Consider the following 12,920-nt stretch of genomic DNA (forward strand, 5'->3'; position numbering starts at 1 on the left):
AAAATGGCTTTGTTGGAAACAAAAGAAGTAGATTACTATTATCAAGATGGCGACCAGCGGCGCTATATTTTGAAAGAAACATCCGTGGCGTTTGAAAAAGGAAAATTCTACGCGATTTTAGGCCAGTCTGGGTCAGGGAAAACCACATTTCTTTCCTTGATCAGCGCGTTAGACACACCAAAAAGCGGCGCAGTTCTCTTTAATGGTGAAGATATTCAAAAGATTGGTCATGAAAAATATCGTCGGGACGACATCAGTATCATTTTTCAAAGCTACAATCTGATTCCTTATCTGTCAGCTGTAGAAAATGTGCTGGTTCCGATGTCCATCACAGACAATCAATTACCCGATAACCAAAGAGAAGTTGCTTACAACTTATTGGATTATATTGGGATCACGAAAGAAAAAGCAGACCGTTTGGTCAATCAATTATCTGGTGGGGAACAGCAACGGGTGGCGATCGCTCGTGCATTGGCAACAAATGTCGATATTATTTTGGCAGATGAACCAACCGGAAATTTAGATGAAGAAATGGAACAGGAAATCATCGATATTTTCAAAGACTTGGCGCACGTTCATAACAAATGTGTGATCGTTGTGACCCATGCAAACGAAATTGCTCAACAAGCTGACGAAGTGCTCTATTTGCGTAAGGGTGTGTTGAATAAAGATGAGTGATTTTTTATCAAATTTCAGTCCGGATAATTATGATGGGAAAAAGAAGGAGATCGTACCTAAACCTTCTGATCCAGATGAAAAAACAATGCCGGCAGCAGAAATTTCTGAAGCCGCTACAGCGGATCAAAGTAGCACTGAGGAGACCGTAGAACCTTCGCCTGAAATGAAGCGAGCAACTCGGAAAGCGACCTCTTCTCAGCCAGTCAGTCGATTTGGAAAAGAAGAAACAGAGTTTGATCCCACCTACCGCAAGCAGCAACAAAAAAAATACTTGTTGATTGCCGGAGTGATCCTTGCACTGATTGCTATCAGTAGTGTGACCTATTACCAATTGACCCATGTGAAGGTTCCTGATTTTGCTAAGAAAGATTTATCGGAAGCCCGAACATGGGGCACGGAAAATGGCGTGGCGATCAAAGTAGATCAAGTCTATGACTTTGATGTGGAGACCAACCAAATCGTTAGTCAAAGTGTTGCCGCAGATCAGAAAATCAAAAAAGGCAAGACATTGACGGTCAAAGCAAGCTTGGGTCCTGATCCGGAAGAAATCATTGAATTGCCGGACTTTTCATCGCTGACAGCTGAAACGGCGAAAGAATGGATCGAGAAACAAAAGGCTGAAAATGTTTCATTGATCGAACAGTATAATGACAAAATCGAAGCAGGTGCCTTTATCAAACAGGAAGCCGCAAACAAAGAGCAAGACCTTGATGCGTACAAACGCAAAGATCGTCTAAGCGTCTATTATTCCAAAGACAAAGAAGTGTTTGAAAAGAATATCGAAGTCACTGACTTTACAGGCAAAACCAAAGGGGAAGCGCAGGAATGGGCGAAGAAAAATGAATTGAAATACAAAGAAGAAGCTGTTTTTTCTGATACCGTTGCGGCAGATGTCGTGGTTTCCCAAGAGCCGGTTAAAGGCAGTAAGCTAGCTAAAAAGGATCAGTTTCTTGTCAAAGTTTCTAAAGGGAAAGCGATAGTTGTTCCTGATTTTTCACAATATACGATCGAACAAGCACAAGAATTAGAGTCGAAAATTCCGATCCAAGTCAAGACGGTCTACTCGGATCAGATTGGCTATGGCAATTTCATCAGCCAATCGGAAGAAGCTGGCAAAGAATATAGTGACAGTGATACACTGCCGACGGTGAAAGTGGTTTATTCACTAGGACAACCTTATTTGAAAGATATTCGCTATCAAGCAACAGAAGGCGATCTGCCGAAACTGTTCTTTGATGAGTATAAATCGAAAGGGGCTTACGTTTATTACGATGTGTACTATGTGGATTCCGCAGAACCTAAAGGAACCGTGGTTGAGATGAGCCGTTATGGTGAATTTATTCCTATGGAACTATCGATCACGATTGGAATCAGTCGTGGAAACTTGCAAGGCAGTCCTGTAACGCCATCTACTGACAGTCCGGAGGCAGATTCGACAGAGACGCCTGCAGGAACGGACAGTTCAGCTAGTGAATGAGGTTCCCAGTGATCTTCCAGTAACGCCTACTAAAACCTAGCAATGAGTTAGTAAATTACCTAAATGAATGTGTTCCCTGTTTGTCGATCCCTTCAGATCGAAGCAGAAGAATCAGCATTCATTTAGGTAGTTTTTTTAGCTTTTTTAGGGAAGATTTTAAGGGCTACATCAGGACTCTGTATAGTCAAAAAATTCTGTTTTTTCAAGAAAGAGTGCTTGAAAACCTTGGATTGATAAGGTAAAGTTGATTTAACTACCAGCTGATAATCGGTATTTTATCTAGAGAAGGGACGAAAAAAATGATCAAGAAATTACTAGCAAGTGTTGGCGATTATAAAAAAGCCAGCCTATTGACGCCGGTCTATGTTGCTGGCGAAGTGGCACTAGATGTCATCATGCCGCTGATCATGGCAATGATGATCGACCAAGGGATTGAAAAGGGACACGCAGGCGTCATTTTACGCTATGGCGGTCTGCTTTTTTTGTGCTCATTGTTGGCACTATTGCTGGGGACTTTAGGCGGACGAACCGCAGCGATTGCTTCTGCTGGCTTTGCCCGGAATCTTCGGCACAACCTGTTTAGCAAGATCCAAGATTTTTCATTTTCCAACATCGATCGGTTTTCTTCTTCTAGTTTGATCACAAGAATGACCACCGATGTGACCAATGTGCAAAATGCCTATCAGATGATTATCCGAATCTTGGTTCGCAGTCCTTTGATTTTAGTTTTTTCACTGATCATGGTTAGTACCATCAGTCCCGAGTTGATGCTGATCTACTTAGTCGTCTTACCCATTTTGGCGATTGGATTGGCTTTAGTGATTCGCTTTGCTCATCCGCTTTTCTTAAAAGTGTTTCGTATCTATGACCGACTGAACAATGTGGTCCAAGAAAATCTGCAAGGCATTCGCGTCGTCAAATCCTATGTGAGAGAAGAGCAGCAAGAGGAACTTTTTGATGAAGTATCAAACGATGTCTACCGTAACTTTACACTGGCACAACGGATCGTTTCTTTCAATATGCCACTGATGCAATTTTCAATTTATAGCTGTATGTTACTGTTGTCATGGTTTGGAGCCAAATTGATCGTTGAACAAAGCAGTCTGACAACTGGTGAACTGGTCAGTATGTTCAACTATACGATGCAGATCTTAATGAGCTTGATGATGATGTCAATGGCTTTTGTGCAGATTTTGATTGCTCGGACTTCAGCCCAGCGGGTCGTAGAAGTGTTGGATGAAGAAAGTGACTTAAAAAATCCAGAGACGCCATTGACGGAAGTCAAAGATGGTTCGATCGTTTTTGAAAATGCGTGTTTCAGTTATGCCAACGACCAAACAAAATTGGCATTGGAAAATGTTAATTTACGGATTGAATCTGGCGAGGTGATTGGCATCATCGGCGGAACCGGAAGTGCAAAATCAACGTTGGTGCAATTGATTCCGCGCTTGTACGATGTGATCGAGGGCCGTGTCCTTGTTGGCGGGGAAGATGTGCGGTCCTATGATTTGGTCGCTTTAAGGGACCAAGTCAGTATGGTTTTGCAGAACAATGTCCTCTTTAGCGGCACGATCAATGAGAATCTTCGCTGGGGAAATGAAGAAGCGACGGATGAAGAAATCCAGCGGGTGGCAAAAATTGCCCAAGCGGATCCGTTTATCCAAGAATTTCCCGATAAATATGACACCATGATCTCTCAAGGAGGAAATAATGTCTCCGGTGGACAAAAACAGCGCTTAACGATTGCACGGGCGTTGTTGAAACGGCCGAAGATTCTGATTCTTGATGATTCTACCAGTGCAGTAGATACAAAGACGGATCGCAGCATTCGGGCAGGATTAAAACAAGAGATTCCCGGAACAACAACGATCATTATTTCTCAAAGAATCAATTCTATTGAAGATGCCGATCGCATCATTGTGATGGATGATGGCAAAATCAATGGGATTGGAACGCATGAAGAGTTGTTGGCTAACAATGCGATTTATCGTGAAGTTTACGATTCGCAGCAGAAAGGATTTGGTGAAGGTGAAGAATAGACAAGCAGCAAATCCCCAGCGCACGTTGAAGCGATTGTTGGCGACCATGTTTGGCGATTACAAATTGCAATTGATCATCGTAGTGGTCATGATTTTGCTCAGTGCGTTTGCCAATGTCCGCGGCTCGCTTTTTTTGCAAGTAGTGATTGATGATCACATCACGCCGCTGTTAGGGAAACCAAATCCTAACTTTAGCGGCTTGCTGACAGCCATCATTCAGATGGCCGTCATTTATCTGGTGGGAATCATTGCAGGATTGACCTATAACTTTATGATGGTCAAAATCAGTGAAGGGACGCAAAAGAAAATTCGAGATCAGATGTTCAAGCATATGCAAAAATTGCCAATTGGTTATTTTGATGGGCACTCTGATGGGGATATGATGAGTCACTTTACAAATGATACGGACACATTGCGTCAGATGATCTCGCAAAGTATCCCCAATCTGATGATGGCTGCCGTGACATTTTGTTCGGTATTCATTGCCATGTTTTCCATCAGTATTCCACTGACTTGCTTTGTCCTGTTCTCCGTGATTTTGATGCTAAATGTCATTCGAATCATCTCTCGTAAAAGTGGCCGCTTCTTCGGCGCTCAACAACGGGATTTGGGGGCAGTCAATGGCTATATTGAAGAAATGATGCATGGACAAAAGGTGGTTAAGATCTTTAATCACGAGCAGGTGGTCATGAAAGAATTTGATGCGTTAAATGACCAGTTGCAATCCAGTGCGACAAAAGCCAATGTCAATGCCAACACATTGATGCCGATCATGATGAACTTACTAAATGTTCAATATGTATTGATTGCCATCATTGGCGGTCTCTTTGCCATCAACGGTGTTTCGGGATTGACTGTCGGAATGATCGCTTCTTTCTTACAGCTTAGTCGTTCGCTGAATGGACCAATCAGCCAGATCTCACAACAAATCAACTTTGTGATCATGGCTCTGGCAGGAGCAGAACGTATTTTTCATTTGTTGGATGAGACCCCAGAGATTGATACAGGGTATGTCACGCTAGTCAATGCGAAATGGGAAGCCGGCCATTTGGTGGAAACAAAAAATCGCACAGGGCTTTGGGCTTGGAAACATCCTCATGAAGATGGTACGGTCACCTATACGGAATTGACAGGCGATGTCCGTTTTGAAGCAGTTGATTTTGGCTATGCGGATCATCAAATGGTTTTACACGACATCAATCTTTTTGCCGAACCAGGACAGAAAGTGGCTTTTGTAGGAGCTACCGGAGCGGGTAAAACGACTATCACTAATTTGATCAATCGGTTTTACAACATTCAAGAAGGAAAGATCCGCTACGATGGGATCAATATCCAAAAAATCCAGCTGGAATCTCTCCGCCGCTCACTAGGGATCGTTTTACAGGATACACATTTATTTACCGGAACGATTCGCGAAAATATTCGCTTTGGTAAACTGGATGCCAATGATGAAGAAGTTGAGGCAGCAGCAAAATTAGCAAATGCAGATATGTTTATCAATCATTTACCTGAGAAGTACGATACCGTGATCACGGGAGATGGCGAAGGCCTGTCGCAAGGTCAGCGGCAATTGCTGGCAATTGCCAGAGCAGCCATCGCTGATCCGCCAGTCATGATCTTAGATGAAGCCACGTCTAGTATCGATACACGAACAGAGCGGATCGTCCAATCAGGGATGGATCGGCTCATGCAAGGACGAACGGTTTTTGTGATTGCTCACCGTCTTTCAACGATTCAGAATTCCGATGTGATCATGGTGATGGATCATGGGAGAATCATTGAACGAGGGACTCATGATACGCTATTGGCAGAGAAGGGAACTTATTACCAACTGTATACAGGGAAAATTGAGTTAGACTGATTTTTTCCGAGGAAACGAAGACCAGATTTAACGGTCTTCGTTTTTTTTCTTGCCGCTGTGCTATACTAAAGAAAAAGCCTACTGCTGTTAGGTTCTAGAGGATGGGAGGAAACAGCATGCACTTAACGGTTTCAAAGATCCAACTGAAGGAAGAAATGTATGAGTTAGGCTATACGGATAAAGGTGTGGCTTATTTTGGTCGTTTAACAGAACATGCGGAGCTAGCACTTTTTTTTCCATTTGCAGAGATTCGCGAATCATCTCAGACTCCAGAGATTTATGCGCAGCCATTGACCGCCTATTTCAACGGGGAGCCAGTCGCGTTTTCGTTTCCTTTTGATTTTATCGGTACCCCATTCCAGCAAACGGTGTGGCAGGCTTTAACGGAGGTCCCTTATGGAACGACTGTCAGTTATAGTGAATTAGCTGCGAGAGTCCAACGACCGACTGCTGTTCGAGCGGTTGCCAATGCCGTTGGCCGCAACCCGATGATGATCATTGTTCCTTGTCATCGTGTCTTGGGAAAAAATGGTCGTTTGACGGGGTATCGGGGAGGATTAGCTGTCAAACGACAATTATTACAATTGGAAGGGATTCCTTTCAAAGAATAAATCCATTCTTTCTGGTGAGAAATCTGTAGCCATCTTTTTTGAATATAGGCGAATTTATGAGGCTATCGGTTTAAAAGTAAAAAATACTAAAAAGACGTTTCTTTTTGAGCTACCTTTGATATAATGGAATTGTTTCCGGTTACAAAAAAGGAGTGGAGAAAATGGAGCGAATGAAGTTGCAAAATGGTTCAGATATCCGGGGTGTTGCCCTTTCGACAGCAGAATTTACAGCAGAGTTAACAGAAGATGCAGTGAGAGAAATTGCTTCAGGGTTGCGGACGTGGTTGCTGCAGCACTATGCGGCACCGTTAAAAGTTGCTGTTGGTCGAGATAGTCGTTTGAGTGGTGAAGCACTGCAACAGGCGCTGATGACGCAATTGCAAGCAGAAGGCGTCACGGTTATCGATTGTGGTCTGGCTACGACACCGGCATTATTTATGAGTACCCAGTTTGCTGATTTTGATTGTGATGCCGGAGTGATGTTAACAGCGAGCCATTTGCCTTATTACTTTAACGGAATCAAAATTTTCAGCAAAGCAGGCGGAGCAGAAAAAGAAGATATCACCTTTATCTTGAGTCATCCTGAAGCGCATCTGGCAGATCAGCCCGGGACGTACCAACAGCGAGATTTGCTGACCCCCTATGCAGAAGACATGGTCGTAAAAATCCGTCGTGGGATGCAGACGGAAGAAGAGCAGCCATTGGCTGGCATGAAGATCATTGTGGATGCTGGAAATGGCGCAGGCGGTTTTTTTGCAGATAAAGTATTGCGACCGCTTGGAGCAGATACGAATGGCTCGCAGTTTCTGGAACCAGATGGTCACTTTCCAAACCACATTCCTAATCCGGATAATAAAGAGGCCATGGCAAGTATTACGGAAGCCGTTTTACGCGAGCAAGCAGATTTGGGCATTATTTTTGATACGGATGTTGACCGATCTGCTGTTGTGACTAAAAGCGGTCAGCCGTTAAATCGCAACAATATGATTGCTGTTCTCAGTAAGATCATCCTTTCAGAGCATCCTGAAACGAGTATTGTGACAAATTCACCGACCTCCAATCATTTAAAGACATTTATTGAATCGTTGGGTGGTCATCAAGTACGTTATATTTCAGGGTATCGCAATGTGATCAACAAAGCGATCGCCCTTAATGAAGCTGGGATCGATGCTCAGCTAGCGATTGAAACTAGTGGTCATGCGGCATTTAAAGAGAATTATTTTTTAGATGATGGCGCCTATGTGATTGCGAAAATCTTAATGTTGTTACCTGCACTTCGCAGGCAAAACATCAGTTTAGAAGACTTGATCGCTACCTTGAAACAGCCAGCTGAAACGCAAGAGTTGCGTTTTAAAATTCACGCTTCGGATTATCGAAGTACTGGGGAGCAGGTCATCGCGTCGCTGGCGCAAGAACTTCCAGCTGGTTGGCAGATTGACCATGAAAATGAAGAAGGTGTCCGGATACAGTTTTCGGCCCCTTACGGAGAAGGGTGGTTTTTACTGCGTCTGAGTTTGCATGAACCATTGTTGGTCTTGCAGATCGAAAATGATGAGGCAGGCCATTTGCCAGCGATCGTCAGCAAGATCAGTGACTTCTTATTACCTTTTGAAGCAATTGATCAATCAGCAATCAAACAGTTTTTTAAAAAATAATGAATAGAGAATGAAGGGTTAATGTTGGTATTTATTATGTTAGTGATCATGGTGGTCACTTATGGTGTGAATCTTTTTCTGATAGCATACATGAAAAAACGGCCGCACATCGATGTAGTTGAACGGTTGTCTATGTTACTGGGTGTCAATATGAGTGTCTTGTTTGTAGATGGGATCCTTTTATTTGTAGGAAAATTGTTATTGGAAGCTGCAACGATAATTGAATAGGCAAAAGACTCTTGAAAGGTCAGATGAAAGAAAGATTGATCTGACTGATTCGAGAGTTTTTTTGCTTTTTATAAAGCTGTGATTATCATTCGCTTTCGATTTAGATATTTGTTAAAGTAAAGAAAAGAAATGGAGGGAAACATTCCGATGGCAAAAATCATGGTAGTAGAAGATGAAGCAGTTATTCGCCAACTGATCATCGAAGAACTTGAAAAATGGCAATTTGAAACATTTGGGACAACGGATTTTCACCAAGTTTTTGACGACTTTGAAGAGCAAGCCCCCCAACTGGTTTTAATGGATATCAATTTGCCGGTCTTTGACGGCTATTACTGGTGTCAGAAAATCAGAGAGACATCCAAAGTGCCGATTATTTTTATTTCAAGCCGCAATACGAACATGGATATGATTATGGCAATGAACATGGGGGCAGATGATTTCGTGACGAAGCCATTTGAGATCGATGTCTTGATTGCAAAAATCAATGCACTGCTGCGCCGTTCGTACAATTATGTTGAAAGTAGCAGTGAAACGCTGGTTCACAATGGACTGACATTGAATATTGATAACAGTAGCATGCAGATCAATGACGAAGTGATCGATTTAAGCAAAAATGAGTACCGATTGCTGTATATCTTGATGAAAAATCATGGAAAGATTCTTAGTCGGGAAAAATTGCTGCGGGCCCTCTGGGACGATGAGCGCTTTGTTGATGACAATACATTGACGGTCAATATCAATCGCTTGCGTCGAAAAATCGAACAAGCAGGGATGATGAATTACATTGAAACTAAAGTAGGGCAAGGGTATATCGTACCATGAAAAAGCCATTGTCATTTTTTGATTTTTTAAAAGATCGCTGGTTGTTTCTGATTGGCTGGGCAGTATTTTTCATACTGATGGTGCTAGTGATGTGGCTGACACCTAACTTTCCCATCGACTGGGGAACTGTCGGTTACTTGCTTTTGCTGGAATTGGTCGTTTTATTGGTGTTTCTAGGTATTTCCTATATCATCAAGCGCCGCTTTTGGCAAAAACTGATATTCCATGAATCAGACAGTCTTTTGCAAAACTACATTCAAGGGGCGCGCTCATCTGAGGAAGAATTGGTTCAACGGTATATCAATCAGATGTTGCGTGAACACCAAGACTTGATGCAACAAGTGGTCAGCAACCAAGAAGAACAAAAAGAGTACATTGATTCTTGGGTCCACGAGATCAAGGTGCCTTTGGCGGCCACTCGTCTTTTATTAAATTCGATCGAATTTGATATTCCTGATGAAAAGTTTATTTTACTGGAAAACGAAATCAATCGGATCAATGAGTATGTAGAACAAGTACTGTATGTGGCTCGTTTGGATAGTTTTTCGAAAGATTATCTGGTCCAAGAAGTGTCATTGAAAGCCACGATTCAGCCAGTTATACGCAGTCAAGCCAATGTGTTTATTCAAAAAAATATTCGTTATGCGATCGAAGGAGAAGACCAACAAGTATTGACCGATGGCAAATGGTTAAGTTTTATTTTTCGCCAAATTCTTAGTAATGCGTTGAAGTATACCCCACAAAATGGTCAGATTCTCATCCATATTCAAAGGGATGGACAGGGAACACGTCTGATGGTGGAGGATTCCGGTATCGGCATTCCCCCAGAAGATTTGCGCAGAGTCTTTGACAAAGGATTTACTGGTGAAAATGGTCGCAAGACCGATATGCATTCAACAGGTCTAGGTCTTTATTTGGCTAAAAATCTAGCCAAAGAGTTAGGAATTGAGCTAACGATCTCTTCGGTGGTGAAAAAAGGAACGATCGTCACCCTTTACTTCCCTCTGCTAAGCTACTATCAAGAAACTCGCTAAGTGTCAGAAAATCGTTAAATGATTTTTTAAGGAAAAATTCGATTTTATTCTTTTTTTGCAACCTTTTTACTGATACACTATCATTTGTGTATAAATTGAGCAGATAAGGATGGATGGAATGAGTATAATTATTGCTTTGATCCCGATGTTTACTTGGGGAAGTATCGGATTAGTCAGCGGGAAAATGAAGGGGGATGCGAACCAGCAGACACTGGGAATGACACTAGGTGCGTTTGTCTTTTCAGTGGTGGTCTTCCTTGTGACAAAACCGGCAATCGATGGCTGGATCTTGTTGATTGGGCTGTTAGCAGGAATTTGTTGGGCCGTAGGGCAAAACGGTCAATTTCATGGTATGCAATATATGGGTGTTTCGGTAGGATTACCCATGTCAACTGGGATGCAGTTGATTTTAAGTACGATCATCGGCGCTTTATTTTTCGGAGAATGGACGCAAGTGAGAGATTATGTTTTGGGGATCGCTTCATTGATCTTGCTGATTTCAGGAGCATACTTGACGGCCCGCAAAGATAGCAACAAAGCTCCAGAGACCGAAAATAAGATGTTGGATTTTACAAAAGGATTTCGGGCATTGATTTATTCAACGATCGGCTTTGGTGCCTATATGGTCATTATTACTTGGGCAGGGATCGATCCCATTGCTTTTGTACTGCCTCAAAGTGCTGGGATGCTTCTAGGAGCGAGCTTTTTTGCTTTTGGTAAAACAAAGCTAGATGCAAGCGTTTTGAAAAATACCGTTTCAGGATTACTGTGGGAAACGGGAAATATCAGTATGCTGTTGACGGTACAACAGATTGGTTTAGCAGTCGGCTTTTCACTTTCGCAAATGGGGATCATCATCTCGACACTCGGCGGAATCTTTTTACTAGGTGAGAAGAAAACTAAAAAAGAATTCAGATATGTGGTTTTTGGTTGCTTGTTTGTTATTTTTGGTGGTATCCTTCTAGGGTATATGAAAGCTACATAATTAGCAAAAAGTAGTGAAATTTAGGAGGAACTATGGATTTATTTCGTAAAAAAACAATTGAAGCCAATCCAGTAAGCCATTTGAACAAAGATCTGAAGTTAAAAGATTTAATCATGTTGGGGATCGGAGCCATCATCGGCACAGGGATTTTTGTTGTGACCGGTACTGCTTCTGCAGTATATGCTGGACCAGCGCTGATCCTATCGTTTGTCCTGGCAGCCTTCGTCGTTATCTTATCCGGTCTCTCTTTTGCGGAATTTGCTTCTCGCATTCCCGTATTAGGCGGCGCCTATTCCTATATCTATGTCGTATTTGGCGAGTTTATAGCATGGTTGGCTGGTTGGTTTTTACTGTGCGAATTTATGCTGGCTGTTGCCTCGGTAGCTTCCGGTTGGTCCGGATATGTCCAGGGTTTTTTGACAAGTATCGGTGTGCAGTTACCCAAAGCGCTGACGGCTGGTTATAATCCTAGTCAAGGAACTTATATTGATTTGATCGCAGGACTCGTAATCATTTTCGTGACGATTTGGGTAAGTCAAGAAGCCAAAAAAGCTTTGCGCTTAAACAATGCCATGGTTTGGGTCAAGTTTGGGATCATTGCACTTTTTATCTTTTTTGGTGTATTTTTTGTGAAGCCAAGCAACTGGCAGCCTTTTATGCCTTTTGGGTTTTCAGGGGTCTTTAATGGTACGGCACTGGTCTTCTTTGCCTTTTTAGGGTTTGACGCGGTGGCGATGGCGGCAGAAGAAGTAGAAAATCCGCAAAAAGATGTACCACGAGGCATTATCGGATCCATTGCGATTGCCACCTTGTTATACATCGTGGTCACGCTGATTTTGACTGGCATTGTTCCCTTTACCGCATTGGATGTCAGTGATCCTGTAGCTTTTGCTATGCGTTATATTGGTCATGGGGTGATTGGCTCCGTGATTTCCGTAGGAGCGATCCTAACTTTGCTGACAGTGACGATCTCTATGATGTATTCGTTGGCGCGTCTGCTTTATGCAATCAGCAAGGATGGCTTATTACCAAAAGCCCTTCAGGAAATCGATCTGAAACAAAAGACACCTAAGAAAGCGACCTATATAGCGGGCATCGTGGCCTTCTTTTTTGCCGCAGCTTTTCCACTGAATATTTTAGCAGAATTAACAAATATCGTGGCGTTGTCTTACTTGATCTTAATGTCATTAGGCATTATCAAATTACGTAAGATGATGGGCATGCCCCAAAAAGGGGAATTCAAGGTACCCCTTGTCCCTTTGTTGCCACTGCTATCTGTCGCTAGTTGCTTATTCTTGATGACGCGGTTGCAGAAAGCAACTTGGATCGTTTTTGGAATTACGATTGTTATCGGATTACTGATTTACTTTATCTATGGGTACCGTAACAGTGCCTTAAATGAAAAACAGGAGGGTTAGCATTTGCTAGCGCTCTTTTTTTATGATTTGCTTCAGGAAAAACAGCAAGACAAAAAACTACCACTGGGAAGTTTTCCCAATGGTAGTCTAACAATACGTCAGTCGTCTAAAA

11 protein-coding genes are annotated in these 12,920 nt (G+C 42.5%); all 11 read left to right on the forward strand.

All coding sequences use genetic code 11. The annotated features are described in order from the left end of the window. Positions 1–3 precede the first annotated feature (3 nt). Entirely contained in the window at positions 4–678 is a 675-nt protein-coding gene (locus Q0A12_RS08215) for an ABC transporter ATP-binding protein (RefSeq protein WP_291292171.1), read from the forward strand. Then, a complete protein-coding gene (locus Q0A12_RS08220) occupies positions 671–2,155 on the forward strand; it encodes a PASTA domain-containing protein (RefSeq protein WP_291292172.1) in 1,485 nt (494 codons plus the stop codon). The genes Q0A12_RS08215 and Q0A12_RS08220 overlap by 8 nt, the downstream gene beginning before the upstream one ends. Positions 2,156–2,454: 299 nt before the next feature. Continuing rightward, complete coding sequence (locus tag Q0A12_RS08225; RefSeq protein WP_291292173.1) at positions 2,455–4,194, forward strand: ABC transporter ATP-binding protein; 1,740 nt, start codon at positions 2,455–2,457, stop codon at positions 4,192–4,194. Continuing rightward, complete coding sequence (locus Q0A12_RS08230; RefSeq protein ID WP_291292216.1) at positions 4,133–6,055, forward strand: ABC transporter ATP-binding protein; 1,923 nt, start codon at positions 4,133–4,135, stop codon at positions 6,053–6,055. The genes Q0A12_RS08225 and Q0A12_RS08230 overlap by 62 nt, the downstream gene beginning before the upstream one ends. Before the next feature lie 116 nt (positions 6,056–6,171). Beyond that, positions 6,172–6,666: a methylated-DNA--[protein]-cysteine S-methyltransferase gene (locus tag Q0A12_RS08235; protein WP_291292174.1), complete on the forward strand. Its 495-nt coding sequence runs from the start codon at positions 6,172–6,174 to the stop codon at positions 6,664–6,666. A 161-nt stretch (positions 6,667–6,827) separates the two neighbouring features. Beyond that, complete coding sequence (locus Q0A12_RS08240; protein ID WP_291292175.1) at positions 6,828–8,321, forward strand: phosphomannomutase/phosphoglucomutase; 1,494 nt, start codon at positions 6,828–6,830, stop codon at positions 8,319–8,321. 21 nt (positions 8,322–8,342) lie between these two features. Next, positions 8,343–8,549, forward strand: a complete 207-nt coding sequence (locus Q0A12_RS08245; protein ID WP_291292176.1) for a hypothetical protein — start codon at positions 8,343–8,345, stop codon at positions 8,547–8,549. 147 nt (positions 8,550–8,696) lie between these two features. Continuing rightward, complete coding sequence (locus Q0A12_RS08250) at positions 8,697–9,371, forward strand: response regulator transcription factor (RefSeq protein ID WP_291292177.1); 675 nt, start codon at positions 8,697–8,699, stop codon at positions 9,369–9,371. Next, positions 9,368–10,405 carry a sensor histidine kinase gene (locus tag Q0A12_RS08255; RefSeq protein ID WP_291292178.1) on the forward strand — a complete coding sequence of 346 codons (1,038 nt, stop codon included), beginning with the start codon at positions 9,368–9,370 and terminating at the stop codon, positions 10,403–10,405. The genes Q0A12_RS08250 and Q0A12_RS08255 overlap by 4 nt, the downstream gene beginning before the upstream one ends. Before the next feature lie 118 nt (positions 10,406–10,523). Beyond that, the gene (locus Q0A12_RS08260) at positions 10,524–11,390 is read left to right on the forward strand and encodes a GRP family sugar transporter (protein WP_291292179.1); all 867 of its coding nucleotides are present in this window, start codon (positions 10,524–10,526) and stop codon (positions 11,388–11,390) included. Between the two features lie 32 nt (positions 11,391–11,422). Further along, the gene (locus Q0A12_RS08265; protein ID WP_291292180.1) at positions 11,423–12,808 is read left to right on the forward strand and encodes an amino acid permease; all 1,386 of its coding nucleotides are present in this window, start codon (positions 11,423–11,425) and stop codon (positions 12,806–12,808) included. Positions 12,809–12,920: the final 112 nt, after the last annotated feature.

It is taken from the genome of Enterococcus sp., from assembly GCF_022711995.1.
Classification (GTDB): domain Bacteria; phylum Bacillota; class Bacilli; order Lactobacillales; family Enterococcaceae; genus Enterococcus_D.